The organism is Cellulomonas cellasea, from assembly GCF_006538745.1.
GTDB lineage: Bacteria > Actinomycetota > Actinomycetes > Actinomycetales > Cellulomonadaceae > Cellulomonas_A > Cellulomonas_A cellasea.
This window is the reverse complement of the sequence record NZ_BJLR01000009.1, coordinates 61,147-87,777: the sequence shown is the minus strand read 5'-3', so window position 1 is coordinate 87,777 and position 26,631 is coordinate 61,147. Positions and strand designations below refer to the sequence as shown.

28 protein-coding genes are annotated in these 26,631 nt (G+C 76.3%); 17 read left to right on the top strand and 11 right to left on the bottom strand.

Translation table 11 applies throughout. The features are described from left to right. Positions 1-140: 140 nt before the first annotated feature. Together CCE01nite_RS03710 and CCE01nite_RS03705 are read left to right on the top strand one after the other, a co-directional pair. Positions 141-1,265 carry a sensor histidine kinase gene (locus CCE01nite_RS03710; RefSeq protein ID WP_141371988.1) on the top strand — a complete coding sequence of 375 codons (1,125 nt, stop codon included), beginning with the start codon at positions 141-143 and terminating at the stop codon, positions 1,263-1,265. Next, positions 1,262-1,933 carry a response regulator gene (locus tag CCE01nite_RS03705; RefSeq protein WP_141371987.1) on the top strand — a complete coding sequence of 224 codons (672 nt, stop codon included), beginning with the start codon at positions 1,262-1,264 and terminating at the stop codon, positions 1,931-1,933. The genes CCE01nite_RS03710 and CCE01nite_RS03705 overlap by 4 nt, the downstream gene beginning before the upstream one ends. Positions 1,934-2,007: 74 nt before the next feature. Here CCE01nite_RS03705 and CCE01nite_RS03700 read toward each other — a convergent pair whose 3' ends face one another. Both CCE01nite_RS03700 and CCE01nite_RS03695 read right to left on the bottom strand, forming a co-directional pair. Further along, on the bottom strand, positions 2,008-2,643 hold the full coding sequence (locus CCE01nite_RS03700; protein WP_141371986.1) for a polysaccharide deacetylase family protein: 636 nt from the start codon (positions 2,641-2,643) through the stop codon (positions 2,008-2,010). Beyond that, positions 2,633-3,418, bottom strand: a complete 786-nt coding sequence (locus tag CCE01nite_RS03695; RefSeq protein ID WP_141371985.1) for a tyrosine-protein phosphatase — start codon at positions 3,416-3,418, stop codon at positions 2,633-2,635. The genes CCE01nite_RS03700 and CCE01nite_RS03695 overlap by 11 nt, the downstream gene beginning before the upstream one ends. An 81-nt stretch (positions 3,419-3,499) precedes the next feature. On the opposite strand from CCE01nite_RS03695, the gene CCE01nite_RS03690 reads away from it, so the two are divergent. From CCE01nite_RS03690 to CCE01nite_RS03680, 3 genes are all read left to right on the top strand, one after another. After that, a complete protein-coding gene (locus CCE01nite_RS03690; protein ID WP_246056306.1) occupies positions 3,500-4,258 on the top strand; it encodes a DinB family protein in 759 nt (252 codons plus the stop codon). A gap of 78 nt (positions 4,259-4,336) precedes the next feature. Further along, a complete protein-coding gene (locus CCE01nite_RS03685) occupies positions 4,337-4,684 on the top strand; it encodes a YciI family protein (RefSeq protein WP_141371983.1) in 348 nt (115 codons plus the stop codon). Continuing rightward, positions 4,681-5,955: an RNA polymerase sigma factor gene (locus tag CCE01nite_RS03680; protein WP_218026443.1), complete on the top strand. Its 1,275-nt coding sequence runs from the start codon at positions 4,681-4,683 to the stop codon at positions 5,953-5,955. Before CCE01nite_RS03685 ends, CCE01nite_RS03680 begins: the two co-directional genes overlap by 4 nt. A 130-nt stretch (positions 5,956-6,085) precedes the next feature. Here the strand turns inward: CCE01nite_RS03680 and CCE01nite_RS03675 are convergent, their stop codons facing one another. Then, the gene (locus CCE01nite_RS03675; protein WP_052104158.1) at positions 6,086-7,717 is read right to left on the bottom strand and encodes an esterase/lipase family protein; all 1,632 of its coding nucleotides are present in this window, start codon (positions 7,715-7,717) and stop codon (positions 6,086-6,088) included. A gap of 134 nt (positions 7,718-7,851) precedes the next feature. Between CCE01nite_RS03675 and CCE01nite_RS03670 the strand changes: the two genes are divergently transcribed. Beyond that, positions 7,852-8,382 carry a P-loop nucleotide/nucleoside kinase family protein gene (locus tag CCE01nite_RS03670; protein ID WP_034630158.1) on the top strand — a complete coding sequence of 177 codons (531 nt, stop codon included), beginning with the start codon at positions 7,852-7,854 and terminating at the stop codon, positions 8,380-8,382. Positions 8,383-8,902: 520 nt separating this feature from the next. Here CCE01nite_RS03670 and CCE01nite_RS03660 read toward each other — a convergent pair. Continuing rightward, positions 8,903-9,493, bottom strand: a complete 591-nt coding sequence (locus CCE01nite_RS03660) for a DinB family protein (RefSeq protein ID WP_141371982.1) — start codon at positions 9,491-9,493, stop codon at positions 8,903-8,905. A 339-nt stretch (positions 9,494-9,832) separates the two neighbouring features. Here CCE01nite_RS03660 and CCE01nite_RS03655 point away from each other — a divergent pair, with 339 nt between their 5' ends. Further along, a complete protein-coding gene (locus tag CCE01nite_RS03655) occupies positions 9,833-10,675 on the top strand; it encodes a hypothetical protein (protein ID WP_034630109.1) in 843 nt (280 codons plus the stop codon). Beyond that, on the top strand, positions 10,672-11,526 hold the full coding sequence (locus tag CCE01nite_RS03650; protein ID WP_141371981.1) for a hypothetical protein: 855 nt from the start codon (positions 10,672-10,674) through the stop codon (positions 11,524-11,526). The genes CCE01nite_RS03655 and CCE01nite_RS03650 overlap by 4 nt, the downstream gene beginning before the upstream one ends. 85 nt (positions 11,527-11,611) lie before the next feature. On the opposite strand, the gene CCE01nite_RS03645 is transcribed toward CCE01nite_RS03650, so the two are convergent. Next, positions 11,612-12,592 carry a DUF2332 domain-containing protein gene (locus CCE01nite_RS03645; RefSeq protein ID WP_052104157.1) on the bottom strand — a complete coding sequence of 327 codons (981 nt, stop codon included), beginning with the start codon at positions 12,590-12,592 and terminating at the stop codon, positions 11,612-11,614. Positions 12,593-12,781: 189 nt separating this feature from the next. Here CCE01nite_RS03645 and yiaA point away from each other — a divergent pair, with 189 nt between their 5' ends. The 3 genes from yiaA to CCE01nite_RS03630 all read left to right on the top strand — a co-directional run bounded on the left by yiaA (position 12,782) and on the right by CCE01nite_RS03630 (position 14,456). Further along, complete coding sequence (gene yiaA / locus CCE01nite_RS03640; RefSeq protein WP_034630099.1) at positions 12,782-13,240, top strand: inner membrane protein YiaA; 459 nt, start codon at positions 12,782-12,784, stop codon at positions 13,238-13,240. 72 nt (positions 13,241-13,312) lie between these two features. Continuing rightward, on the top strand, positions 13,313-13,840 hold the full coding sequence (locus CCE01nite_RS03635) for a DinB family protein (protein ID WP_034630096.1): 528 nt from the start codon (positions 13,313-13,315) through the stop codon (positions 13,838-13,840). A 40-nt stretch (positions 13,841-13,880) separates the two neighbouring features. Then, positions 13,881-14,456: a hypothetical protein gene (locus CCE01nite_RS03630; RefSeq protein WP_034630093.1), complete on the top strand. Its 576-nt coding sequence runs from the start codon at positions 13,881-13,883 to the stop codon at positions 14,454-14,456. A 144-nt stretch (positions 14,457-14,600) separates the two neighbouring features. Here CCE01nite_RS03630 and CCE01nite_RS03625 read toward each other — a convergent pair whose 3' ends face one another. Further along, positions 14,601-15,380 (bottom strand): class I SAM-dependent methyltransferase, encoded by a 780-nt coding sequence (locus tag CCE01nite_RS03625; protein ID WP_034630088.1) that lies wholly within the window; start codon positions 15,378-15,380, stop codon positions 14,601-14,603. A 220-nt stretch (positions 15,381-15,600) separates the two neighbouring features. Continuing rightward, positions 15,601-16,095 (bottom strand): hypothetical protein, encoded by a 495-nt coding sequence (locus tag CCE01nite_RS03620; RefSeq protein ID WP_052104156.1) that lies wholly within the window; start codon positions 16,093-16,095, stop codon positions 15,601-15,603. 75 nt (positions 16,096-16,170) lie between these two features. Between CCE01nite_RS03620 and CCE01nite_RS03615 the strand changes: the two genes are divergently transcribed. Beyond that, positions 16,171-16,809: a TetR/AcrR family transcriptional regulator gene (locus tag CCE01nite_RS03615; RefSeq protein ID WP_034630082.1), complete on the top strand. Its 639-nt coding sequence runs from the start codon at positions 16,171-16,173 to the stop codon at positions 16,807-16,809. A gap of 42 nt (positions 16,810-16,851) precedes the next feature. Further along, positions 16,852-17,907 carry an SRPBCC family protein gene (locus CCE01nite_RS03610; RefSeq protein WP_034630076.1) on the top strand — a complete coding sequence of 352 codons (1,056 nt, stop codon included), beginning with the start codon at positions 16,852-16,854 and terminating at the stop codon, positions 17,905-17,907. Positions 17,908-18,009: 102 nt separating this feature from the next. Here the strand turns inward: CCE01nite_RS03610 and CCE01nite_RS03605 are convergent, their stop codons facing one another. Next, a complete protein-coding gene (locus tag CCE01nite_RS03605; protein WP_371861008.1) occupies positions 18,010-19,491 on the bottom strand; it encodes an MFS transporter in 1,482 nt (493 codons plus the stop codon). A 200-nt stretch (positions 19,492-19,691) separates the two neighbouring features. On the opposite strand from CCE01nite_RS03605, the gene CCE01nite_RS03600 reads away from it, so the two are divergent. After that, positions 19,692-20,117 carry a pyridoxamine 5'-phosphate oxidase family protein gene (locus CCE01nite_RS03600; RefSeq protein ID WP_034630073.1) on the top strand — a complete coding sequence of 142 codons (426 nt, stop codon included), beginning with the start codon at positions 19,692-19,694 and terminating at the stop codon, positions 20,115-20,117. 75 nt (positions 20,118-20,192) lie between these two features. Here CCE01nite_RS03600 and CCE01nite_RS03595 read toward each other — a convergent pair whose 3' ends face one another. Then, entirely contained in the window at positions 20,193-21,395 is a 1,203-nt protein-coding gene (locus CCE01nite_RS03595; RefSeq protein WP_034630070.1) for a GNAT family N-acetyltransferase, read from the bottom strand. Positions 21,396-21,617: 222 nt separating this feature from the next. Next, positions 21,618-22,892, bottom strand: a complete 1,275-nt coding sequence (locus CCE01nite_RS22330; RefSeq protein WP_034630066.1) for a CE1 family esterase — start codon at positions 22,890-22,892, stop codon at positions 21,618-21,620. A gap of 223 nt (positions 22,893-23,115) precedes the next feature. Here CCE01nite_RS22330 and CCE01nite_RS03585 point away from each other — a divergent pair, with 223 nt between their 5' ends. Further along, complete coding sequence (locus tag CCE01nite_RS03585) at positions 23,116-23,556, top strand: hypothetical protein (RefSeq protein WP_034630063.1); 441 nt, start codon at positions 23,116-23,118, stop codon at positions 23,554-23,556. A gap of 10 nt (positions 23,557-23,566) precedes the next feature. On the opposite strand, the gene CCE01nite_RS03580 is transcribed toward CCE01nite_RS03585, so the two are convergent. After that, positions 23,567-24,304, bottom strand: a complete 738-nt coding sequence (locus CCE01nite_RS03580) for an SDR family oxidoreductase (protein ID WP_246056305.1) — start codon at positions 24,302-24,304, stop codon at positions 23,567-23,569. Between the two features lie 124 nt (positions 24,305-24,428). Here CCE01nite_RS03580 and CCE01nite_RS03575 point away from each other — a divergent pair, with 124 nt between their 5' ends. Together CCE01nite_RS03575 and CCE01nite_RS03570 are read left to right on the top strand one after the other, a co-directional pair. Then, positions 24,429-25,961, top strand: a complete 1,533-nt coding sequence (locus CCE01nite_RS03575; protein WP_052104154.1) for a serine hydrolase domain-containing protein — start codon at positions 24,429-24,431, stop codon at positions 25,959-25,961. Positions 25,962-26,004: 43 nt separating this feature from the next. After that, a complete protein-coding gene (locus tag CCE01nite_RS03570; protein ID WP_034630059.1) occupies positions 26,005-26,607 on the top strand; it encodes a class I SAM-dependent DNA methyltransferase in 603 nt (200 codons plus the stop codon). Positions 26,608-26,631: the final 24 nt, after the last annotated feature.

The following is a 26,631-nucleotide window of genomic DNA, read 5'->3' as shown; positions in this document are numbered from 1 at the left end:
AGGCACTCCGGGCTGCTGCCCGCGCCGCACCGGGCTGCTGCGCCCGCAGCAGGGCCCGCCCGCGCTGCCGCGCCCGCAGCAGCCGGCCATCCACCCCGGGAGGGTCCCGCCCGCACCGGGCGCGGGGCTACGGTGCCCGCATGAGCGCAGGACGGTTCGGCGTCCCGCCGCGTGTCCGGGACGGGGTCGTCGCGGTCGGCGTGGCCGCGGCGCTCGTCGTCACGGGCCTGTCCGGGGAGCACCCGCCGGGAGCCGCCGGGGTGCTCGGCGCCGTGCTGCTCGCCACGGCCGGGCTCGCGCTCGCGGGCGGCCGCCGCGCCCCGGTCGTCGTGCTCGTCGTCACCGGGGCGTGCGCCGTCGGCTACCAGGCCGCGGGCTACGACGTGCCCGCGGTCGCGTTCCTGTTCGCGGTCTACGCCGCCGTGCGCGCCGGGCATCGCGCCGTCACCGTCGCGGCGAGCGTCGCGATGCTGGCCGCGCTCCCGCTCGTCGGGCTCCTGTCCGGGCGCGACCTGGGCGCGGCGCTCGCGCAGGGACGCGACGCGCTCGAGCTCGCCTGGCTCGTCGCGGCCGCCGCCGCGGGGGAGGCGCTGCGGCAGGCCGAGCACCGCGCGGACGAGGCCGAGCGGACCCGCGAGGAGGTCGCGGCCCGCCGGGCCGACGAGGAGCGGGTGCGCATCGCCCGCGAGCTGCACGACTCCCTCACGCACCAGATCGCGATCGTCACGGTGCAGGCCGACGTCGCGGTGCACATCGCCCGCCGGCGCGGCGAGGAGGTCCCAGACGCGCTCCTCGCGATCCAGCAGGCCGGCCGCGAGGCGTCCCGCGAGCTGCGCGCGACGCTGTCCGCGCTGCGCGACGACGACACCGCCCCGCCGCGCGGGCTCGACCACGTCCGTGAGCTCGTCGACCGGGCCCGCGGCTTCGGGCTCGACGCGACCCTCACGATCGACGGCGACCGCCGCGACGTCCCCGCGGCGGTCGGCCGGACCGCCTACCGGGTCGTGCAGGAGTCGCTCACGAACGTCGCGCGGCACTCCGGCTCCGCGACGGCGACTGTCCGGATCGAGTGCCGCCCCGACCGGCTCGCGATCACGGTGGACGACGACGGCCGCGCCCGCCCCGGTGCGGCGCCGGTGCTCGGCGTCGGGCTGCTCGGGATGCAGGAGCGGGTCGGCGCGCTCGGCGGCCGGCTGCGCGCCCTGCCCCGCAGCGAGGGCGGCTTCCGGGTGCGGGCCGAGCTGCCCGTGGACACCCCGCCGTGATCCGGGTCCTGCTCGTCGACGACCAGCCGCTCCTGCGCAGCGCCTTCCGTGCGCTGCTCGACCTGGAGGACGACCTCGAGGTCGTCGCCGAGGCGGGCGACGGGGCGCAGGCGGTCGCGCTCGCCCGCGAGCACCTGCCGGACGTCGCGCTCGTCGACATCCAGATGCCCGGGGTCGACGGGATCGAGGCGACCCGCCGCATCGCGGCCGACCCCGCGCTCGCGGGCGTCCACGTCGTGATCCTCACGAGCTACGGCTTCGACGAGTACGTGCTGGACGCGCTCCGGGCGGGCGCCGCCGGGTTCCTGGTCAAGGACGTCGTGCCCGAGGACCTGCTGCACGCGGTGCGCGTCGCGGCGCGCGGTGACGCCCTGCTCGCGCCGGCGATCACCCGCCGGCTCATCGACCGGTACGTGCGCGGGCCCGCGCCGGACCGGGCCTCCGCCGGGGCGGCGGCGCTGACCTCGCTCACCGACCGGGAGCGCGAGGCGGTCGCGCTCGTCGCCCACGGGCTGTCCAACGACGAGGTCGCGGCGCACATGGTGATCAGCCCGCTGACCGCGAAGACCCACGTGAACCGCGCCATGACCAAGCTGCACGCCCGCGACCGGGGGCAGCTCGTGGTGCTGGCGTACGAGTCGGGGCTCGTGGTCCCGGGCGGCGCGTGAGGGTCGTCCGAGCCACCCGCGCCTCGGTGCGCTGACCCGGGTCGGCGCGGGCCCGGCGGTGCGGGGTCTCCCGCTCAGCCCCGTCGCGCCGGCAGCGTGAAGATCCACCCGGCGGCCAGGAGGCGCGGGACGAGTCGGCTCACGGCCTCGACGGTCGCGCTGCGGTCGCCACCGCCGTCGTGCAGCAGCACGACGCCACCGGGCGTCACGCCCTCCTCGAGCCGGCGCAGGAGCTCGTCCGCCGGAGGTGGCGGGTCCCAGTCGCCGACCTCGAGGCTCCAGCCGAGCGGCTGCATGCCGAGCCCCACGGCGACCTCCGGCGTGGCGCCCCACGCGCCGAACGGTGCCCGGAAGTACGGGACCTCGGCACCCGGGGCCGCAGCCTCGATCGCCTCGGCGGTCTCCCGCAGGTCGTCCCGCACCCGCTCCGGGTCCCGCCCGCTCAGGTCGTCGTGGTGCATCGAGTGGTTGCCGAGCACGTGGCCCTCGGCGACGACCCGCCGGACCAGCTCGGGGCGGGCGCGCACGTGGTCGCCCCAGAGGCAGAACACCGCGCGGACGTCGTGCCGGGCGAGGACGTCCAGCAGTGCTGGGGTGCTCACGGGATGCGGGCCGTCGTCGAAGGTGAGGGCGACGGTCCGGCCGGGGGTGCCGGTGCCCTCGACGAGGCGTGTCGTCGGGCCGTCCGGGGTGCTCGGGTCAGGGCGCATGGGTCGATCGCACCACGCGCCCGGCCGCGACGTGGCCGCTGCCGCGCCCCCCGGTGGGTCGGCCGACCAGCTGTGCGCGCAGCCGCTCACGGTGCGCGTCGTCCAGGCCGACGTCGTCGAGCACGCGCGCGACGTCCCCGACGACGTCCGCCACGACCGGGACGGACCCGGCGAGGAACGTCTCGACCTGCTCCGCGTCCCACGTGGACTGCCGGTCCTCGGGGCGGTGGCCCCCACCGGCCATCGCCCGCACCGACGCGGCCCAGTCGGCGGCGACGTCCTCGGGCAGGACGCCGGCGTGCGCGAGCACGAGCGCGACGACCATCCCGGTGCGGTCCCGGCCGGCGCTGCAGTGCACGAGGACGCCCGGCTCGGCGTCGGCGACGGCCGCCAGGGCGCGGTGCACGTGCCCCGGGAGGAGGCGCACGTTGTGGCGCCAGTACTCCGGGGAGTCGAGGATCGGGCCGCAGACGGCGTCGAACTCCTCGTGCTCGGGGTCCTCGGTCGGCGCGTGGACGACCGTCACGCCGTCCCACGCGAGCGCCGCCACCTCGGGGTCGCCGGGCCGCGGGCCGTGCTCGTCGGCGTTGCGCAGGTCGACGACCGTCCGCACGCCCCAGCGCAGGGCGTCGGCTCGCCCGGTCGCCGTGAGCCACTCGCGGCGAGGGCCGCGCGCGACCCGTCCGTGGAGCGTCGTCCCCGTCGGCGACAGGGGCGACGGCAGGCCGCCCAGGTCGCGGACGTTGCGGTACCCGTCCCAGCTCAGCGCGCGCACGAGGACGCAGGCTAGCGCGGCAGGTCCTTGTCGATGTCGGTGGTCGGCGGTAGACCGGAGGTCACCGAGCGAGGAGGCACCGTGGACGGCACGACGCAGTCCGGGGACCTGAGCGGCACGAGCTTCGTCGGAGCGAGCCTGCGCGGCGCCCGCTTCGTCGAGTCCGACCTGACCGACGTCGTCATGCGCGGCGTCGAGGTGCGCGGGCTCGACATCGACGCCCCGTGGCTCGCGAACGGGGACGCCGGGCTGCTCGTCAACGGGGTCGACGTGACGCCGTTCGTCGAGGCGGAGCTCGACCGTCGCTTCCCGGGACGCAGCCAGCGGTACGCGCGGGACCCCGACGAGCTCCGGGCGGCCTGGGCGGCGCTCGAGCGCACCTGGGCGGCGACGCTCGAGCGCGTGGCCGCGATGCCGGACGGCACCACGGACGTGCAGGTCGACGGCGAGTGGTCGTTCGCGCAGACGCTGCGGCACCTGGTCCTCGCGACGGACGTGTGGCTGCGCCGGGCCGTCCTGGGCGTCGAGCAGCCGTTCCACCCGCTGGGCCAGGCGGACGCGGGCGCCGGGTCCACGGACCTCGACCTGTCCGTCTTCACGACGCGGACCCCGTCGTACGCCGAGGTGCTCGAGGCGCGCGCCGACCGTGTCGCGATGGTGCGCGACCACCTCGCGGGCGTCACCGCCGACGACCTCGCGGTGCCGCGCGCCAACCCGTGGTCGCCCGAGCACCCCGAGACGACGCTCTCGTGCCTGCACACGATCCTCGAGGAGGAGTGGGAGCACCACCGCTTCGCCGTGCGGGACCTCGACCGGATCGAGGCCGCGTCCGGTGCGTGAGCGGTGTCCTTCTCGCCGTGGCCCGTTCGTTCCTGAGGTGAGGGCCACCGTGGTCCTCACCGAGCGGAGGAGAGACCGATGCCGCAGTACCTCGCACTGACCTACACCCCGGACGTCGACTGGTGGGCGCCCGAGCACGCCGCCGAGCTCGGCGAGTACCGGCAGTTCGCCGCCCGGCACGCGGACGCGATCCGGGCGAGCGCCGTCCTGCACCCGACGGGCACCGCGACCGTCGTGCGCGTCGAGGGCGCGCGAGGCGGGCACGTCGTCACGACCGACGGCCCGTACGCCGAGACCAAGGAGGCGCTGACCGGGTACTACCTGATCGAGGCGGCCGACCTCGACGAGGCCGTGGCCATCGCCGCGGAGATCCCCGCGGCACGCAACGGCGCCGTGGAGGTCCGCCCGGTGATCGTCGCCCGGTGACACCCGTGCCCACCGAGCACGACGCGCTCGCGCGGACGGTCCGGGTCGAGGGGGCGCGGATCCTCGCGACCCTCGTCCGGACCGTCGGCGACGTGCGCCTCGCCGAGGACGCGGTCCAGGAGGCCGTCGTCGCGGCGCTCGGGGCGTGGCCGGTGACCGGTGTCCCGCCCGAGCCGCGCGCGTGGCTCACCGTGACCGCCCGCCGCAAGGCCGTCGACATCCTGCGGCGCGAGCGCGTCCGGCCGCACAAGGAGCGCGACGCCGCGCTGCTCGCGGAGCTCGAGGCGCCCGACGTCCCGACGGACGACGTCGTGCGCGACGACCTCCTGCGCCTCGTGTTCACGTGCTGCCACCCGACGCTCGCCCCCGACGCACGCGTGGCCCTCGCGCTGCGCACGCTGTGCGGCCTGTCGCCCGCGCAGGTCGCCGCCGTGACGCTCAGCAGCGAGGCGGCGACGAGCAAGCGGCTCACGCGCGCCCGCCAGAAGATCGCCACCGCGGGCATCCCGTACCGCGTCCCGGAGCCTCACGAGCTCCCCGACCGGCTGCCCGCGGTCTGCGCGGTCGTGCACGCGCTGTACACCGCGGGCCACGCGCCGGTCGACGGCCCCGCGGCGTTCGACGTCGACGTGTGCGCGGAGGCCCTGCGGCTCGCCGAGCTGCTGCACGAGCTCCTGCCCGACGAGCCGATGCCCGCCGGCGTGCTCGCGCTGCTGCTGCTCACCGAGGCGCGCCGGCCGGCCCGCCTCGACGACCGCGGCGATGCCGTCCCGCTCCAGGCGCAGGACCGCGGCCGCTGGGACGCGGCGATGATCGCGCGCGGCACCGCGCTGCTCGACGCGTCGCTGTGCCGCACGCACGGGCAGGCCGACGTCTACCAGCTCCAGGCCGCCGTCGCCGCGGTGCACGCGCGCGCCCCGCGGTGGGCCGCGACCGACTGGCCGGAGGTCGTCCGCCTCTACGACCTGCTGCTGTCCGTCGACCCCAGCGACGCGGCGGCGCTCGCGCGTGCGGTCGCGACGGCCGAGGCCGACGGCGCCGCGGCGGGGCTCGCGCTGCTCGACGACGTGCCCGCCGGGCCGCGCCGGGACGCCGTGCGCGCCGAGCTGCTCGCGCGCCAGGGCCGGCCCGCCGACGCGGTCCGGGCGCTCGACGACGCGCTCGCGGGACCGGCGACGGACGTCGAGCGCCGGCACCGCGAGCGCCGCCGCGCCGAGCTCGCGCGGGACGCCGCCGGGGTCGTCGACGCGGGTCGGGTCGCGAGCGGCTGAGCCGCCGTCCGCCGTCCGCGGTTCGCCCCGTCCCACCGGCCGCCGGCCTGCCGTCTCGCCCGCCGCCGGCCCGCCGTCCGCGGTCCTGCCCGCCCGCCGGCCGTCAGCACCCGTCCCCGGACCGCCGTCGTCAGCCCGCAGCCGCGCCCGCCGTCGCGCCGACCGACGCCGCTGCCGTCCCACCGTCCGCCTCCCGGTCGAGCGTCGACCGCGGCGCGACCACGATCTCCACCGCCGCGTCCGGCCCGAGCAGCTCGCGCGAGCCCGCGGGCACCGGCACGCGCACGCGCCAGCTCCCCGGCCGCTCGTCGAGGTCGGTGAGCGGGTCCGACGCGGTGGGGTCCCAGTCGCGCAGCGCGCCGGGGATCTGCGAGCTCCACGTCGCCCACGTCCCGTACCGCCCGCCGGCGTCCGGGCCGATGTCGACGACGAGCGTGTCCGACCAGTCGGCCGTCTGCTCCAGGTGGTCGAGGAACGACAGCAGCCCGTCGCGCTCGCGCAGCGACACGAGCCGCAGCCGCAGGACGTGCCGCATCGCCGTCACCGCGGTGCCGGTGCGCTCGTCGGTGGGCCGGGTCGCGGTGCTCGACAGGAACGTCGTGACGAGCGGGACCGGGGTGTCGACGCCGTCGCGCGCGGTGCGCCGCTCGATCTGGACCGGGCACAGGTGCGCGGCGCTCTGCTGGTGCAGCACCACGGGCAGCCCGCGGATCGACAGGGCCGTCTCGAGCTGCCACGACGTGTCGTCGGTGTCGTTGCCGGGCAGCCGGAGCCCGACGAGGCGCGCGGTCACGGCGAGGTCGCCGAACAGGAACCGCCGGAGGTTCTGGTAGCCCTCCTCGGAGTTCACGATCCCGTACCGGCCGGAGTGGCTGCGGTGCACGAGCGAGCGCGGCGCGCCCTCGACGTACGCGTTCTCGACCTGCACGAGCCCGTCGCTGCGCGGCCCCACGGCACGCGTCGAGAGCCCGAGCGCCGTCGTGTAGTCGGCCGAGTTCGTCCCGACGAGGCAGAAGAACCGGTCGACGGGGAACCCGCCCTCGGGGACCGCGGCCGGCCGGAACGCCCCGCGCTCGGCGGCACCCGGGACCCGGTCCGGCGTGAGGTACTCGAACATCCGGTCGGGCCCGAAGATGTCGGCGCCCAGCACGCCCGTGAGGTCGCGCACCTTCTCGAGCAGCCCGAAGCCGACGAACTCGATGCCGCCGTGCGGGCTCGCGTACGTGAACACCCGGTCGACGAGCGCCGTCGCTGCGTCGAGCGAGCCGCCGAACCGCTCGTCGTCGGGCACGACGCGCTGCAGCAGCGAGCGCACGATCAGCCCGCCCATCGAGTGCGCGACGAGGAACACCCGCGGCGCACCCGTCGTGCGGCGCACGAGCAGCACGAGGTCGAGCAGGCTCTGCGCGGCCCGCTCGAGCGAGAACCCCGCGGGGTCCCGGGTCAGGACCGAGGCGAACTCGTCGTAGAAGCGGTGCACCCACACCGTCGCCGACGGCACCGACCCCGGCGCCTGCTGCCGCAGGTACGCCTCCTGGTTGCCGTGCACGAGCAGCCGGTACCCGTGGTCGGTCATGAGCCGCAGCAGCGGGCTCTCGAACTGGTGGAACGCGGGACGGTCGGCGCCGTCGACGCGGACCTGCACCGACCCCTCGTTGAAGCCGTAGAACGGGTCGTCGACCGCGGTGTCGATCCCCGCGCCACCTCCCGCGAAGCCTCGGACGTAGATGATCGGCAGGCGGCCGTCGCCCTCGTACGGCATGGGGTCTCCTCCTCGGTCCGGACACCGGCGGCGGGCGTCGTCGCCGGTCGTCGGTTCTCGTCCGCACGGAGGACGACACCGGGCGCGGCCAGATACGTCCGCCGCGCACCTCGCCGGGGTGGGAGGGTGGGCCCGTGCTGATCGCCATGGCAGGGCTCCCGGGCGCGGGCAAGAGCGCCGTCGCCGACGCCGTCGGGCGGGCGCTCGACGCCACCGTGCTGTCCGTCGACCCGGTCGAGGCCGCGATGTGGCGCGCCGGGGTCGGCCGGGACCAGCCGACCGGCATCGCCGCCTACGTCGTCGTCGAGGCGGTCGCTCGCCACCAGCTCGCCCTGGGCCGCACCGTCGTGGTGGACGCGGTCAACGCCGTCGACGAGGCGCGCGGGCAGTGGCGGGACCTGGCCCGGATCACGGGCGTCCCGCTGCACTTCGTCGAGGTCGTCTGCTCGGACGCGGCGCTGCACCGGGAGCGCCTCGAGGGACGCCGCCGCGACATCGAGGGGTTCGCCGAGCCGACGTGGGAGTCGGTGGAGCAGGTCCGCCGCGAGTACGCCCCGTGGGTCGACGCGCCGCTGCGGGTCGACTCGGTGCTGCTGCTCGACGAGGTCGTGGCGACGGTCCTTGGGCACGTGCGGCCAGGGGGGCGGACGCCGGTCGTGCGGTGAGACACGCGGCTGCCCGCGCCGAGCCACACCTTCCGGCCGATCGCGACGGGCGCGGGGACCATCTCGGCGCGGCGGTCCGGGTCGGCCGCGTGGTTCAGGGTCACGACGGTGCTGCCGTGCCCGACGAGCGTGCCGTCCCCGATCGTGAGGCCGCCGGCGTCCTGGAACCGGCAGCCCATGTTGAGGAAGACGCCCTTGCCCAGCACCAGGTTCTTGCCGAACTCGCAGAAGAACGGCGGGAAGACCGTGACCGACCCGTCGACCGGCCTCCCGGTGAGCCGCGCGAGCAGCCCGCGGACCTCCTCGGGCGTGCGGTACCCGGTGTTGAGCTCGGCGGTGGCCCGCAGCGCGTCCTGCGCCGCGCCGTGCATGAACTGGTGCGCCTCGGACCCGCCCTCGAGGGTCTCCCCGCGCCGGACGTGGTCCAGGAACTCCGACAGATCCATGCGTCGATCGTGCCACCGGCCGCCCGGCACGGCTCGGGGCGCCGGCTCACCCCGGCGTGCCCAGGGCCGCCGGCTCAGGCCCTCCCGGCGGCGGCCCGCGCGGCCGCCTCGACCTGCGCCCGGTACCGCGCCCGGGCCTCCCGGGTCCCGTCGTCGACCGGGGAGCCTGCTCCCGCACCCGTGCCGACGGCGCCGTCGAGACCCTCCCGCAGGATGTCGGCGTGGCCGGTGTGGCGGGCGGTCTCGACGAGTACGTGTACGAGCACGTGGACGAGCCGCACCTCCGGCGACGGCCACCACGGGACGTGGCCCGGGGCGTCGACCGGCAGCGCGTCGATCGTCGCGTCGGCGTGCGCGCAGGCCTGCGCGTAGCGGGCGAGGACCTCGTCGCGCGTCTCGTGCTCCGCGGCCCACAGGTGCGCGCGGTTCGCCGCGGAGTCGTCCCACCGGGGGAGCGGCTCGGCGAACGGCCGGCCGAGGACCTCGCCGAGGTACCGGGCCTCCGTGAGCGCGAGGTGCTTGACCAGCCCGAGCAGGTTGGTGCCCGTCTCCGTGAGGGGGCGGCGCGCGTCGTACTCCGTGAGCCCGTCGAGCGTGCCGAGCAGCGACGCGCGGGTCCAGCGCAGCTCGTCGTGCAGGGCCGCCTTGACGAGGTCGCCGGTCACGGGCGGCTCCCGTCGAGCGGTCGGGGTGCGGGCTGCGGTGCGCGGGGGTCGTCGTGGCGGGCGGGCACGTGCGGGGCGTCGGTCATCCGGACATCGTGGCGGAGCGCAACCGGCTGCGGGGCCGGTCGAGAGGATCACGACGGTCCCGTTCTGCGGACCGCGCGACGCGACGCTGCCGCGCCCGGCGCCCCGCGTGCGGTGCGTCCATCCGGGTGGTCGCCGTGGCGGGCGTCAGGTGCCCGACCCACACTGGTCCGGCGTGCGCGACGAGGCGCTCGCGGGCTCCCGGGGGGGATCATGCACGTTCGTGCACATCGATGGCGCTCGACGAGGTCCGGCGTGCTGCTGGCCGCGACGGTCCTGGCGCTCGTGGGGATGGGCGGCCCGCCGGCCACGGCCGCACCGCCCGACGGCGTGCTGTGCAGCAGCCTGCCGCGGCAGGGGGAGGGCGTCCAGGACCTCCGCATCGAGGGAGACCTGATCGCCGACAGCGCGAACGGGACGGGGTGCTTCCTCGAGCGGGTCATCGTCGACGGGGACGTCCACGCCGTCAGCTACCTCGGCCTGACCGGCAGCACCGTGCACGGGGACGTGATCGTGACGGCCGACGGCCACGTCGCCGCGGTCGACGGCTCCGCGGTGCTCGGCGACGTCGTCCTCGACACCGGCGCGTACTCCTGGCGCGGGCTCGGGATGCGCGACGCCACGATCTACGGGAGCGTCCGCGGCACCGCGGGGACCGTCCAGCTGTACGGGCTCTCGGGGCGCTCGGTGGTCCACGGCGACTACGACGTCACGACGACGAGCCGCCTGCAGATGGTCCGCAGCACCGTCTGGGGACACGTCGAGACGCGGGACGGCCGCCTGCTGCTGCACAACTCGTTCCTGCGCGACGGCCTGACGTCGACCGGGCAGGGCGTGCTCGTGTGCCGGAGCAGCGTGGACGGGGACCTGACCGTGACGCACGCGCACGCGTACGGGCGGCTCGGGCTCGAGGGCAGCGAGCCCTGCGGTGCGTACGTGACCGGGTCGGTCCACCTGCTCGACAACCCGCACAGCATCGACATCGGCGTGCTGACCGTCGGGGGCGACCTCGTCTGCTCGGGCAACACCGGCCCGCGCGTCGTCACCTGGACGGCGGCCACCGCGGTCACCGGGACGCGGACGGGGCAGTGCGCATGAGCGCCGCGCGGTGGTCCGCGGTGCTCGCGCTCGTGCTGGCCGGCGCCGCGCTCACGCCGTCGGCCGCGGGTGCGGCCGAGGTCGAGGCGCCCCCGGCCCTGTGCAGCACCCTGCCGAGGAACGGCGACGCCGTGGTCGACCTCACGGTCCCGGGCGACCTCGTGGCCGACACCTTCCACGGCGGACCGTGCGTGCTGGTGAACGTGGTCGTCGAGGGCGACGTCGTCGTGCCGCACGACAGCTCGTTCCAGGTGGTCCTCTCCACCGTCCGCGGCAGCGTGGACGCGCAGGGCGGCGTCGCGATCACCGAGCGCTCGACGGTGGGCGGCGACGTCGTGGTCGACGACGAGCACGTGTGGCGCGGTCTGGAGGTGCGCGACTCGACGGTGACCGGCGACGTGCGGGGGCGGACGGCCGGCGTGCGCATCGTGCGGTCGACCGTCTCGGGCGCGTACGACGTGGCCACGACGACGCGGGCACAGCTCGCGCGGACGTCGGTCGCGGGGCCCGTCGACACGCGCGGCGGGCGGCTGCTCGTGCACGACGCGACGCTGGGCGCCTCGCTGACGTCGACCGGCTCGGGCGAGGTCCTCGTGTGCCGGACGTCGGTCGTCGGGGACCTGACCGTCACCGACGTGCGCGGGTACGTGCGGCTCGGCGTCGAGGCCGACGAGCGGTGCCGGACGACGGTCGGCGGCTCGGTCGTGCTCGTCGACAACCCGCACAGCCTCGACCTCGGCGACCTGGCCGTCGCGGGCGACCTGGTGTGCACCGGCAACACCGGGACGCGCGGCATCACCACCTCGCCGCTGACCACCGTGACGGGCACCCGCAGCGGTCAGTGCGCGTGAGCGGGCGGGCGGCCCGGACCCACCGGGCCGCCTGCCGGCTGCCGCCTCCCGGTGCGCGGCGCACCGACGCCGCCGCGCCGGGCGCTCATCCGTCGAGGCCCGCGAGCGTGCTGCCGTGCGGGTCGGCGTAGGCGCGGGGCACCCCGTCGACCGCGACGACGAACCCGCGACCGTCCGTCCCGGAGGCGAGCCCCGCGGTCCACGGGAGGACCTGCGGGCCCTCGTTGCTGATCCAGTGCCCGGGCAGCGCCCCGACCGCGGCGACGAACGCCGACCGTGCCGGCGCGTCGAGGTAGGCCAGGACCGCGCTGTGCAGCACGACGAGCGTCGCGTCCGCCGGCGCCTCGGCGGCCAGGGCCGGGAGCGCGTCGAGCAGGTCCCCGGGGACCACGCGCGGCGGGTCGCGGCGGGCCACGTCGAGCGCGGCGCGCAGCCGGCTGCGGCGCTCGGTGTGCTCGGGCCAGACGAGCGTCTCGAGCCAGGCGCACGCGTCGTCGTCGTGCACGTCCACCGGAGCCAGGTCGATGCCGGCGCGCCACACGACCTCGGGCAGGCGGCCCGGCGCGCGGGCCCCGGGGCCGAGGGCGCAGGGCAGGACGACGTCCGACGGGCCGTCGTCGGGGTCGAGCCGCGTCCCGTCGTCGTAGCGGTAGGAGTAGCGGTCCGGCAGCAGGCACAAGCCCGCGGACGCCCCGACCTCGAGCAGCGCGAGCGGCTGGGGCAGCTCCGCGAGGAACGGCAGCAGCACCGCGCAGCGGCCGGCCTCGTTGGTCTGGGTCGCGCGCGCGAGGACCGTCGAGCGGACCTCCGGCCACCGGTCGAGGAGGGTCGCCCGGAGGTCGTCGTACGTGCCGTGCGCGCCGTGCCACCGGGCGGCGGCGAAGACGAGGTTGGGCTGCCGCTTGCCGGGCGGCAGGCCCGCGAGCAGGTCCGCGACGGCGGCGTCCTCGCTCACGCCGGCGGCCCACCCCGCGTAGACGGCGGAGACACCGCGGGCCTCCCGCTCGCCGAACGCCCGGTAGCTCTCGGTGACGCCGGCGGTGCCCAGGTGGATGCTCGGGTCCATCGGGACAGGATGCCCGGTCCGTGCGGGCCGGGGCCTGCCACGCGCGCCGCCGCACCCCCGCAGCGGCCGGCCGGCCGCACCGCCCGCCGGGTGGATGTGGCCCAGGATGCTTGCGGGGGACGGTCCCGGACCACCACCATCGTGGGCGCAGCCGGCTCGATGCCGGCAGCCCGACCTCCGGAGCGCCCCATGTCGCAGCACCCCCTGCCCGCACGACCCACCGCCGCGTTCGTCGGTGCGTCGTGGGTCGCGCTCACCATCGCCCTCACCGCGTTCGGCGTCGGTCTGTGGAACGCGACGATGGAGCTCTCCGAGAAGGGCTTCTACGGGACCCTGCTGCTGCTCGGCCTGTTCTCCGCGATCGCGCTGCAGAAGTCGGTGCGCGACCGTGCCGAGGGCGTGCCCGTGACGTCGATCTTCCTCGGGCTGTCGTGGAGCATGGTCGTCGTCTCGCTCGTGCTCATGGCGACGGGCCTGAGCAACGCGGCGCTGACCCTGTCGGAGAAGGGCTTCTACGGCCTGGCCTACACGATGGCGATGTTCTCCGTGGTGGCCGTGCAGAAGAACGTCCGTGACCTGGCTGCGGCCGGGCCCGCCGCGCCGCAGCTGCCCGCCGAGCCGGACGCGCAGTCGACCGTCTGGCAGTGACGGGGCGCCGACAGGCAACGCCCCCCGCCCGGCACTCCCGCCCAGCACGCCCCGCGGCCTAGGTTGGCCGGCATGGCCCTCTCCGACGTCGAGCCGCGCCTCGACTCCGCCGACCCCGCGCGGCAGCTCGTCGCGTACCTCGACTACTACCGGGCGACGGTCGCACGCAAGACCGCCGGCCTGACCGACGACGAGCTGCGGACGTCGCGGCTCCCGTCCGGGTGGACTCCGCTGGGGCTGCTGAGCCACCTCGTGCACATGGAGCAGCGCTGGTTCGTGTGGGGCTTCCTCGCGGAGCGGGTCGACGAGCCGTGGGGCGACCACGCCGGGGGCACGGACGACGGCCGCTGGGTGGAGCCCGACGGCGTCACCGCGGCGGACCTCGTGGCGCGGCTGCACGCGGGCGGCGAGCGGACGACCGCGATCCTGACGTCGGTGCCGCTCGAGACCCGGGGTGCGGTCGGGGGCCGGTTCGACGCCGACGCCGGCCCGCCCCCGACCCTCGCGTGGATCGGCTTCCACGTCCTGCAGGAGTACGCGCGGCACGCCGGCCACCTCGACATCGCCCGGGAGCTCGCCGACGGGTCGACGGGTGAGTAGCCCCGGCGGGTCGCGCGACCGTCCGCGGCGGCCTGCCGAGGTGACCCGCACCCGGCGTGCCGCCCTCGTCGTCGTGCCCGCGGTGCTCGTGCTCGGTGCGTGCGCGGGACGTGCCGGGGCGGGGGAGCCGGCCGTGCCCGCCGTGCCGGCCGCTCCCGCCGAGATCGCCGCCTGGTCGGAGCCCGCGGGGATCGCCCCCGAGCTGGTGCACGTCACGGACGTCGAGGGGTTCACGCTCGCGACCCAGTCGGTGGGGGTCGTGGGCGACGACGGCATGTCAGCGGCCTGGGTGCGGGGCGACGGCACCGGCACCGTGCTGCTCACGACGTCCCGGGACGCTCCCGCGTCGGTGGTCCCGTGCGCCGGGCTGACCGACGCCGCCGACGCGGTGCTGCGGTGCGGGGTCGAGCGCGGCGACGTGCACGTCGTGCTCGACGGCGACGGTGTCGACGCAGCGACCCTGCGCGCGGCCGGCGAGGCGGTCCGGGTGCCGGGCGCCGACGAGCTCGGTGCGCTGTTCGCGGACGTCCAGGTGCCCGGGCCGCCCGTCGAGCGCGGCGACCTGCCGCCGCACGGCGACGGTGCCCCGGTGGACCCGCCGGCCGTCGGCGGCTGAGCGGCGGTCCCGCGCGGCGCACCGGTCCCGCGCGGCGCTGCTCCACGGCCTCCTGCGGCCCGGCGGTGCCCCTCTCCACGAAGTCCTCGGTCGAGACGACCCGCCGGACCTCGAGGTGGGATCGACACCTCCACCGGAGCGGCTTCAGGCGTGCGCCGTGACAAGGCGCAGCGCGCCGTGGAGCTCGGGCTGCGTCCGCAGGTGCCCGTACGCGCGGTCCCAGGCGCCGCTGGCCAGGTCGGCCTCGAGTCGGTCGAGGCCGGACCGCATCGCGCTCGGGTCGGCCAGCAGCAGGGCGGACGTCGCGGCGCGCACCTCGGGCCGCAGGAACGCCTCCGGGCGGCCGTAGAACGCCTCACCGAACCCGTCGACGCAGTCGAGCGGCACCGGCACGACGTCGACGCGGACGTCCGTGCTGCCCTCGGCGAGGACGCGGGTCAGCCGGTCGATCGTCGGGAACCGCTCCTCCTCCGCGGCGACGGCCTCGGGGAGGTAGTCGGCGAGCCAGAGCCGCTGCAGCACCGGGGCGTCGAAGGTGAGGACGACGACCGGGCCGCGGCTGACCCGCCGCAGCTCGCGCAGCCCCCGGTCGACGTCGCCCCACTGGTGCACCGTGACCGTCGCCATGGCCGCGTCGAACGTGTCGTCGTCGAACGGCAGGTGCTCGGCCGTCGCGTCGAGGGCCGGTGCGGCTCCGCGGGGGCGCTGGGCGCGCATCGTCGCCGACGGCTCGACCGCGAGCACCCAGCGGTCGTCGGGCTCGTACGAGCCGGCCCCGGCCCCGACGTTGAGCACCGTGCGGCTCGCGCCGAGCGCTGCGTGCACCCGGGCCGCGATGCGCGGGTCGGGCCGCCGGACCGCCGCGTAGCCCACACCGTGCCGCTCGTAGTCGACGTCGCCGGCCGGGCGCTCGCGGGCCGTCACGGAGCGCTCCGGTCGGCGTCGACGGCCGGTCCTGCGGTGCTCCGGGTCTCGCGTCGGACGGTGCGGCACGCCATGTCGGGACCTTCTCTCGTTGCGGGGCCGCCGGGCGGGTCGCGCGCGAGCGCCACCGGGTCGGCCCGTGAGTCCTACCGGAGCGACAGGTGCGCGGTCGAGGGCTTTCGCCGGGACCGGCGCGGGCGGGGCGCGGGACCGGGGCGCCTCAGGCTGCGCGACGGCGCAGCAGCGACCACACGAGCGCGCCTGCGCCGAGCGTGAGGGCGCCGGTCCGGACCGCGTTCGCCTGGGCGAGGGCGGCGAGCGCCTCCGCGGACTGGCCGACGGAATCGAGCCGGTCGTGCATCGGGATCGCCCACAGCACCGTCGTGGCGAGCGAGACGAGGCCGCTCGCGCTGACCACGGCGGTGAGCGCGCGCGGCACGTCGGCGGGGCGCGTCCACGGCAGCGCCGCGCAGGCGAGGAAGCACACGAAGCCCGGCGCGATCACGACCCCGGGGATCGCGGCGTTGTACGCGAGGTGGTACGCCGGGAACTCCTCCGCGCTGACCTGGCTGAACAGCGGGTAGGACACCGCGTAGGCCTGCCAGGCGATGCCGGCGCTGTAGACGGTCACCGCCGTGGTGGCGCCGAGGACCCAGTCCCGCCAGCCGAGAGCGCGCGCGGACCGACCGGTCGGGGCGAGGGTGCTGTGCGTCATGGCGTCGTCTCCCTGGTCCATAATGGGTGGAATCAGACTACATTCACTATACCTACTGTCAAGTGAAAGGCGACCATGGCGGAGAAGCGCCGGTACACCAGCCCGCGACGCGAGGAGCAGGCGCGCGCCACGCGTGCCGCCGTGCTGACCGCGGCCGCCGAGCTCTTCACCGAGCACGGGTACGCGGCGACGAGCATGGCCGCCGTCGCCGCACGGGCCGGGGTGTCCGCGCAGACCGTCTACAACACCGTCAGCGGCAAGCCGCAGCTGCTCAAGGCGGCCTACGACAGGGCGCTCGCCGGCGACGACGAGCCGATCCCCCTGGCGGACCGGCCCGAGGTCCGGCGCATGTACGCGCTCACCGACCCGGGGGACCTCCTGCATGCCTACGCGGAGTTCGGCCGGCAGCTGCTCGGGCGCGTGGGCCCCCTCATGCTGCAGCTCGCCAACGGCGCCGCCGCGGGTCAGCCGGACCTCCTCGAGCACGTGCGGGTCACCGACGCCGAGCGCGCGACCGGCACCCTCATGGTCGCGCGGCGCGTCGAGGAGCTCGGCGGCCTCGCGGAAGGCCTGACCGCCGAGCGCGCGCGGGACCGGATCTGGGTGCTGAACAGCGTCCAGGTGTGGCACCTGCTCGTCGCCGGCCGCGGCTGGTCCGACGACGAGTACGCCGCGTGGGTCGGCGACGCGATGTGCGCGGCCGTGCTGCGCTGAGCCGGGGGTCAAGTCCGGGCGCTCACCCGCCGAAGGAAGGACGTGGATGCGCAGCGCTCGTGGTCGCCCGGTGGGCTGCTCCTGCGGGCTCGCGCCCACCTGGACGCGGTCCGCGACGAGGCCCGGCGGGAGCTCGACGAGAAGGTCCGCACGGACACGCACCCGCGGCTGACCACGGTGACGGCCGTCGCCCGCCGGGTGCTCGCCGCGCCGGCGGCGGACGTCTGGGCCCTGCTGCCGGACGTCCCGCTGGACGCCGCCGTGCCGTCGTTCGTCGTCCCCGGGACCCCGGTCGGTGAGGTGGGCGAGGTCCGCTGCGTGCTCCGGTGGCGTCGCGACGGCGCGCTCGTGGGCACCCTGCACGAGCTGCTCGCGGTCGTGCCCGGTCACACCCGCGTGCAGCTCGAGCGGCGGGAGCCCCAGGTCCTCGTGACCACGACGACGGTCGACCCGCTCCCGGATGGCTCGTGCCGCGTCGCCGTCTGGTTCGCCTTCCAGGCCGCGCGCCGGGGGGCCGACGCGGCTCGGACCCGGGCGGAGGTCGTCCCGCGGCGCCAGCTCGCGCTGCTCGCCGACCGTCTCGCCGGCGCTCCCGCGGTCCCGCCCGTCCTGGAGCCGCACGACGAGTCCGACCTGGACGGCCACGAGCTGATGGTGTCGACGACCGTCCCCGCGACCCCGGAGGCGGTGTGGGCCGCCGTCCGGCCCGCCGAGCAGGCCCGGCTCGACGTCGCCGACCCGGACGCCGTGACGTTCACCGTGCCCGGGACGCCCGCGGGGGAGATCGGCGAGCAGATCTGCGTCGTCGCCACCTGGCGCCCCTCGGTGCGCGAGGTGGCGGTCCTCGAGGTGATCGCCCAGGACCCCGGGAGGTCGTTCGCGGTCCGCAGCCTGTCCGCGCCGCACCTGCTCGCCCAGGCCGTCGTCCTCGAGGCCGTGCCCGGCGGGACGGAGGTCACCGTGGTCGTGAGCCTGCAGGAGCACGCCCCCGTCCTCGCGCGGGAGGCGGCCCGGAGCTGGCACGCGGCGGAGGCGTACCTGGCCCGGATCCGGGACGCGGTGAGGTCGAGCGCCGCGGGCGGCGCGAGCGGCGCCTGAGCCCGGGCCGGTCGGCGGACCGGCGTGGTCAGAGCGGCAGGCTGGCGTGGTCCGCGGCTCGGTCGGCGGCTCGCCCGGTGAGGGTCGTCGCAGCCGCCCGGCTCACCGCTCTCTGCGGTCGGCGTCGACGGTGCCCGCCCGGGTGAGCGTCGCGTCGTCGGGTGCGGCGAGGCCCGCCGGGCCGTCGGCATCCTGCGGCCCCCCGGCGTCGGCGTCGGCATCGGCCCCCGACGGCGCCGCCGCGAGGTACGTGCGCGAGATCGCCCGGTACACCGGCGTGCGGAACGCGACGAGCGCCGCCGCGACGATGATCAGGCCGCTGACCAGGAAGATCAGCGCGATCCCGCGCGCGTCGCCCGTGCCGAGCAGCGGGCGCAGCGCCTCGGCGCCCTCGTCGGACCGTGCCCACGGGATGATCCAGAACTGCGCGAGGGGCGAGACGACGAACGCCGTCACGGGCGCGGCGGCGCTCTCGAACGCCATCGCGAAGCCGAACACGCGGCCCTGCCGCTCGAGCGGGACGACGCGCTGGATGACGGTCTGCTCGGCGGCCTCGACCGCGGGGATGAGGCACAGGTACAGGAAGATCCCGCCGATGTAGAGCCACGCCCACTCGCGGAGCGTGAACCCCGCCCCCAGGAGGCCCATGACGACGACGAGGATCAGCATCGTGCGCATCGGGTTGCGGCCGAGGCCGAACTTCGCCACCGCGAGCCCGCCGACGATGAATCCCGTCGACCCGATCCCGAACAAGAGCCCCCACATCTGCACCGAGAACAGCTCGAGGCCGTAGGGGTCCATGAGCGACATGTAGACGCCGCCGATGAGGTTGTTGAACGTCGAGAAGATGATGAGCGCGAACAGGCCCTGGGCCGCGCGGACCACGGCGATCGACCCGCGCAGGTCGATCGCGGCGCCGGCGCTCTCCGCCGGGGCGGCGGCGACCCGGTCCTCCGGGAAGCTGATCGTCATGAGGTGCGCGAGCGTCACGGCGGTCAGCCCGAGCGCGACGACGATCGTCCACCCCATGCCGAGGAAGCCGACCGACAGGCCGGAGACGACGCTGGTGATGATGAACGCGACGCCCTGGACCGTCCCGACGAGGCCGTTGGCGTTCGCCCGGCGCTCGTCGGGCACGAGGATCGTCACGACCGTGGACAGGGCGATGCTGCGCATGTGCTCGACGACGGCGCCGGCGAGGATGATCACCGCGAAGACCCAGAACCACGGCGCACCGAGGTCCGCGACGGTCTGCTCACCGAGCACGAAGAACAGCGCCCCCGCCACGGCGAAGGCGACCAGGGTGGCCGTCGTCGACATGCGCATCACCGTGAGCTTGCGGCGGTGGTCGACGACGGCGCCGAAGAAGATGCTGCTGAACGAGATGAACAGCATGTAAGCGCCGCCGATGAGGCCGGTCGCGAGCACCGAGCGGGTCGCGAGGTACGACCAGAACGTCAGCGCCCACCACAGGTAGCTCGTGGTGATGTTGGCGACCGCGGTGTTGACCAGCACGTGGCCGAACGTGCGCATCGCGGTCGACGGGTCGGAGGTGGTCGGTGCAGCGGGCTGGGCGGAGTCCACGGGCGTTCCTTCCGGCGCGTACGGGCGTCTCAGCAGTAGACCGCTCCGCCGCCGGGAAGTCATCGCCTTTCCGCACGGCACCGCCGCGAGCTCGTCCCCGCGGCCGGGCAGCTCCCCACGTGACGGCGCCCGGGCGGGATGAACGACGACCGGGCCGGGGTTGTGCCCGACGTGACCTGCCGCCGCACCGAGGAGCCGTCATGACCACCGACCCGTCGCTGACCCCCGCCGACCTCGCGCTCCTGCGCCGACCGCTGCACGGGTTCCTCACCGTGGCCGCGGGTCCCGTCCCGCCGCAGCCGCGGCCGGTCTGGTACGAGGTGGCCGACGACGGCACCGTGCAGCTGTTCACCGGCCCGGACACCCTCAAGGTGCGCCGGCTGCGCCGCGACCCGCGCGCGTCGATCGTCGTCGCCGCCCCGGTCGGGGAGCGCGAGCACTGGGTGTCGGTGTCCGGCCGGGTCACGGTCGAGGCCGACGGCGCGCACGACCTCGCGTCCCGCCTCGCCGCCCGGTACTGGGACCTGACGGACCCGGTCCGCGCGCAGGACCTCGCCGGGATCCTCGCCGAGGACCAGGTGCGTCTCGTGCTGCACCCGGACGACGTCAGCCGCTACGCGTACTGAGCGCCGCCCCGGGCCGAGGGGTGTCCCGGACCGCCGTCCGCCCGGGCCGACCCCCGGACCCGGCCGCCCCGGGCGTCACCAGGGCAGGTAGTAGGTGAGCAGGTCCGCCGTCAGCGGCGGGAACAGCGCCTCGAACAGCGCCCGCTCGGAGCCCGCGTAGACGTCGGGCCGCCGGCTGGACAGCCCCGCCATCCCGAGGGGGCCGAGGAGCAGCGCGCCGAGCTGGTCGGGTGCGACGCCCGCGCCGCCGAGCACGCCGGGGGACTGCAGCGTCCCGCCCACCTCGACCGGCCCGAGCGCACCGTCGACGACGGGCAGGCGGTAGTGCGCGCCGAACGTCGACAGCACGACGGCGTCGCGCCCGGTCCGCACGCCGGCGAGCCGCGCGGACAGGACCGGCCGCAGCGCGTCGAGCACGAGCTCGGGGCGGGCGATGCGGACGTAGTACTGCTCGGCGCCGTCCGACGGCTCGTCGAGCCGCGCCTCCCACCGGTCCCCGGTCACCGTCCCGGCGCGGTGCACGACCACGAGGGTCGCGTCGGGCAGCTCGGCGACGAGCGCGGCGAGCAGGCGGTCGGCGGCGTCCCCGTCGGCCGCGGCGGCCTCCGCGACGAGGACCTCGTCGTCGGGCTCGCCGGTGCGCGCGGTCGCGACGACCCGGCCGCCCCGCTCGAGCACCCACGTGGTGCTCGTGTCGTGCTGGAGGAGCCAGCGGCGACGCGCCGCGGTGTGCGGCACCGCCACGTCGAAGCCGCGCTGCACCTCGTCCTGGAGCTCGGCGAGCGCCGGCAGGTCGGCGGGCGTCGCGCGCCGCAGCCCCGCGCCGGCGAGCGGTCCCGGCGGCGACGTGAGCGCGCGGGCCCGCGGGATGTCGATCGCGTACTCGTAGCCGAAGAGCCGGTAGAAGTACGGGATCCCGATCATGACCTGCAGGACGTGCCCGCGCCCCGCCGAGAGGTCGTGCGCCCACCCCATGAGGGCCCGGACGAGCCCGCGACCCTCGTAGTCCTGGTCCGTCGCGACGAGCTCGACCTGACCGGCGGGCAGCACGACGTCGCCGACGCGCACCGACTCGTCGAGCAGCGTCGCCGTCGAGACGACGCGGTCGCCGTCCACGACGACCGCGCACGTCTCCCACCCCGCGTCGGGGTCCTCGACGACGAGCCGGTGGTCGAGCGCGTCACCGGGCTCGCCCCGCGCCTCGAGCAGCGCCCCGATCCGGTCGAGGTCCGCGGGGCGGGCGGTCCGGAGCACGAGCCCGCCGGGAAGCGTCGTCATGCCTCGCACCCTGCCGCTCCGGCGGGCTCGGGTCCATGCCTTTCCGGACGGCGTCGCCGGCCCGCACCGACGGGCACCCACCCGGACCCGCCGGCGGCCGATCGGTCCACCGAGAGGCGCCCGCCCGGGGACGGCCGGGGCCCTCGCCCCGTGCTCGACCGGGACCCACGCGACCCCCCGCGCGGCGCCCTCCCCGGCGCCGCGCGAGCGGCCCTCACCCGGTCAGGAGCTCGTGCAGGTGAGCGCCGGGCTCGGCGGCGTGCCGCTGCCCAGCAGGCCGAACGTCGTGCTGCCGCCGGCCGGCAGCCCGCCGTTCCAGCTCGTGCTCCGGACGACGACCTGGTCGCCCTGGGTCGTCAGCGCGCCGTTCCAGACCTGGTCCACCCGCTCGCCCGCGGTGCGCCAGCCGACGCTCCAGGACGTGGCCGCGGAGCCGGCCCGCACGGTCACCTCGCCCTGGAAGCCGCCGGGCCACGTGTTCGTCGTGCGGTACGTCGCCGCGCACGCTCCGGCGGGCGTCGTCGGCCCGGGGGTCGGGGACGTCGTCGGTGTTGGGGTGGGCGTGGGCGTCGGCGTGACCGTCGGGGTGGGGGTCGGCGTGGGCGTCGTCGTCGTCGACGGCAGGGACGTGAAGAACCGCCAGATCTCGCCGGGGACCCACGACTGCTGCTGCCCGCGATCGCGCGCGTCCCACTGGTGGCCGCTGTCCGAGGCGAGCCACACGACGGGGTAGCCGTCGCGGCACGTGTACGCGGTCCGCGTGTGGGTGCCGCTGCCGGCGGCGGGCTCGGGGGCCTGCTGCGCCTGGCAGCCGTTGGTCCGCAGGGCGCGGTCCCGCAGCGCGCGGCCCTGCGAGATGTTCAGGACGTCGTCGACGACGCCGTGGGAGCCGAGGTAGGCGATGGGCTGCGTGCCGCCGGCGCACCCGGACAGCTGCGCGCCGTTGAGCACCGCGACGGCGCGGAACACGTCGGCGCGCGCGCACGCCAGGGCGTTGCTCATGCCGCCGCCGTAGCTGAAGCCGGTCGCGAACCGCTGGGTCGTGTCGATGCACAGCGCACCCTCGACGCGGCGCAGGACCTCGTCGACGAACGCGACGTCCTGGCCGCCCGTGTTGGGCCAGGCGTTGTCGATGCCCTGCGGTGCGACGAACACCGTGCTGGTGCCCGCCAGCGGCTTGAGCCCGTAGAAGCCCTGGTTCACGACGTCGGCAGCGGTGCCGTGCCACCAGTGCAGCCCGACGACGAGGCGGTACGGGCGGTCCGGGTCGTAGCCGGCCGGCACGTCGAGCCGGAACGTGCGCGACTGGCCGCCGCTCGTCACGGTGTGGGTGCCGGTGCTCAGGGCGGCGGGCCGGCCGCAGCCGCCCGTGACGGCCGCCGGGAGGGCGCCCCCGCCCAGCCCCGACGCGGGTGCGGTGAGCCCGCCGACGGCGAGCGCGGCGGCGGCGGCCGCGAGGAGGACCCGCAGGCCCCGGGACGAGGTGGTGTGTCGCACAGGTCGCTCCCTCTGGCAGGGGTCCGGGCCACGTCGCCTCGGACGGCGTCCACGGGGCGAGGCCCGCGGGGTCCGGCGAATCTACACCGGTGGAGAAGCCGCTGAGCAGGGGGTTGAAACGGTTCGCACCGAAGCCGGCGGTGCTCCGGCACGCCGCGGTGCGGCCGCGCGGTCCGGTGCCCCCGGGAGCCGGGGTGCCCGCGGCGCGCACTACGGTGCGGACATGAGCAACCTGAGTGCGGTCGGCGACAAGGACGCGTGGCGCTGCTGGCTGTGCGACGAGCCGGTGGACCCCGACGCCTCGGTCAACTCCGACCTCGGCCCGAGCGTCGACCTCGGCCTCGCCCGGTCCAAGAAGGCCGCGGCCGGCACCGAGCGGCTCGCGCACCGCGCGTGCAACACCCGCAAGGGCGCGGTCACCCCGGTCGTGCCGTGGTCGCCGGACCTGTTCGTCGTCGACCCCGCACCGATCGTGGCGACCGTGGAGCGCCTCGGCCGCAAGGGAGGACGGGAGGTCGTCGCGCGCTGCCCGACCCGGGCGGACGCCGACCAGGCCGCCGACTGGCTCGTGGACCGGCTCTCGCGGTTCGCCCCCGACCTGGCCGTGCGGACGCAGGTCGAGCCCGGCGGCGGGCAGTTCCTGCTGGTGCTGCGCACCGCCTGACGGCGGCCCCTCAGCTCCCCTGTCCCATGCTCCACATCGCCCAGTGCTGCGTCCGCATCTCGCGCGGCTGCTGCAGCGTGGTGGCGACAGCGTGGGCGACCATCTCCGGGCGCAGGTAGTCCCCGAGCGCTGGGTCGCCCTCGGTGCGGCCCCGGCCGATCGCGAACTCGGTCTCGACCCCGGCCGGGTTGATCGTCGTGACCCGGATTCCCTTCTCGCGGAGCTCGCGGTCGATGGATCCCGCGAAGCCCTGCTGGGCGAACTTGGTGCCGGCGTACACGGCCTCGTCGGGTCCACCGCGGAAGGCCGCCACGGACGCGACGATGACGATGTCGCCCGCGCCCGCCTCGAGCATCGGCGGCAGGGCGGCGCGGACCGTGAAGACCGTGCCGGTGAAGTTGGTGTCCACCATCGTGCGGATGTCCTCGTCACTGCCGTCCAGGACCGACCCGTAGGAGCCGATCCCCGTGTTCGCGACCACCGAGTCCAGCCGCCCCCACGTGTCCAGGGCGGCCTGCACGAGGCGGGCGTTGTCGGCGGGCTCGCGCACGTCCATCTGCACCGGCACGACCCGGTCGCTGCCCAGCTGGTCGGCGAGCTCCGTGAGGCGCTCGAGCCGGCGCGCCCCCGCGACGACGTTGGCGCCTGCGGCGACCAGCGCCTCCGCGACGGCACGACCGATGCCGGCGGAGGCACCGGTGATGGCGACGACGGAGCCGGTCAGGTCACGGGGCTGCATCAGGGACATGCCCTCGACGCTAGTGACCCGGGCCGAGCCACGCGCGTCGGCGGTGCGGACCGGGTCGTGCCCGACGCGGTGGGCCGCCACCATTCCGGTGACCGGGCGCGCGCCGCGTCGCTAGGGTGCCCGGATGCCCGCCGGACGCACGCTCCTGCCACGGTCGACGCCCACCGCCGCCGGAGTCTCCGCGCGTTCGCTGACCGCCCTGCTGGACCGGCTCGAGGCGAGCGCCGCCGAGTGCCACTCCCTCATGGTCGTCCGCCACGGCCACGTGGTCGCCGAGGGCTGGTGGGCGCCCTACTCGGCCGGGCGCCCGCACCTGCTCTACTCGCTGACGAAGACGGTCACCGCGGTCGCGGTCGGGCTCGCGGTGGCCGACGGCGTGCTCTCGCTCGACGACCGCGTGGTGGACGTGCTGCCCGACCACGTGCCCGCCGACGTCTCCGACCAGGCCCGTCGCCTCACCGTGCACCACCTGCTGACCATGACGACCGGGCACCGGGAGGACAGCATCGACGAGGCGTGGGAGCGGGAGCCGGGCGACCTCGTGCGGGGCTTCCTGGGCGTCCCGTTCCCCGATCCCGAGGGGACGCGGCACACCTACGACAACCCGACCACGTTCGTCCTGGCCCGGATGGTCGAGCGGGTCACCGGCCGCGGCCTCCCGGAGCTGCTCGACGAGCGCGTCCTCGTGCCCATGGGCATCCAGCACGCGGAGTGGGACCGCGTGGGCAGCGGGGCCGCCTACGGGTTCCACGGGCTGCATCTCACGACCGAGGCCGTCGCCGCGTTCGGTGAGCTGCTGCTCCGTGGCGGCCGCTGGGGCGACCGGCAGCTCGTGCCGCGCGACTGGGTCGAGCTCATGACCCGCCATCACGCCGACACCGAGCCGTACAAGGACGACGAGTCGCACGACACCGACTTCAGCCGCGGCTACGGCTACCAGACCTGGATGTCGCAGCACGGGTACCACGCGCACGGCGCGTACGGGCAGCAGTGCGTGGTCGTCCCGTCGCACGACCTCGTCGTCGCGGTGACGGCCGAGGGCGAGGCCCAGGAGGTGTTCGACGCGCTCTGGCAGTGCCTGCTGCCGGGCCTGGACGACGCGGCGGAGGCGGGGGGCAAGGTGGGCGGCACTCGTGACGACGAGGCGGGTCGCGCCCGCGACGACGACGCGGCAGGCGCGCGCGACGACGACGACGAGGCGAGCGTGCGTGACGACGAGGTGCTTGCCGAGCGGCTGCGGGGGCTCTCGCTCGCGCCGGTCCCGGTCCCGGATTCGGGCGACGCGAGGCGCTCGGCCGAGGCGCGGCTCGACGGCTCCGTCGTGGACTCCGCGCTGCCCGACGGGACCGTGGTCGTCGTCGACCCCGTGGACGTGGGCTGGCGCCTGGAGCTGGGGCCGTCCCTGCCCGTGGACGTGGGCCGCGGCGGGTGGCGCGAGAGCTCGCCGCTCGGCCGCCCGGTCGTCGCGTCCGGCGCCTGGCAGGACGACACGTTCGTCGCCGAGCTGCGCATCGTCACCACCCCGCACCGGGTGCGCGTGGCGGTCGACGCCGCCGCGGGGAGCGCCACCGCGACGTGGAGCACCGTGCCCCTCGCCAGCCCGCACCTGGAGCGGCACCTGCGGTCGCCGCTCGTGACGCGGCCCGACCATGCGTAGGCCCGCGGTCCGTCCCCCGGGGCACGCGCCCGGTGCTCCGCGGGTGTCGTCGCGCGAGGTGCAGCGGGCCTACGGGCTCCTCGCCGAGCGGTACATCGAGGCGCTGGGCTCCCTCGAGCACGTGCACCCCGACGACCTCGCGTTCATCGAGCGGCACCTGCGCCCGGTGTCCGGGCCGGTGCTCGACCTCGGCTGCGGCCCCGGCCACCTCACCGGCTTCCTGCGCACCCTGCACCCGGACGTCACGGGGGTCGACCTCGTGCCCGAGTTCCTCGCGCACGCACGCCGCGCCCACCCCGCTGCGCGGTTCGAGCTCGGCTCGATGCTCGAGCTCGACCGTGCTGCGGGTTCGGTCGCCGGCGTCCTGGCCTGGTACTCGCTCATCCACTTCCGACCCGAGCAGGTGGACACGGCCCTCAGCGCCGTCCGGCGGGTCCTGGCGCCGGGCGCGACGCTCGTCGTCGGGTTCTTCGACGGCCCGGGGCCGGAGCCGTTCGCGCACAAGGTCGTCACCGCCTACCGGTGGCCGCCCGACGAGCTGGCGCGCCGGCTCGCGCTCGCGGGGTTCGTCGAGCGTGAGCGCATGCACCGGGATCCGGAGGGGCAGGCCCGGTCGCACGGGGCCATCGCCGCCCGGGCCGTCTGAGGGTGGACGTGCCCGCGGGGGCGG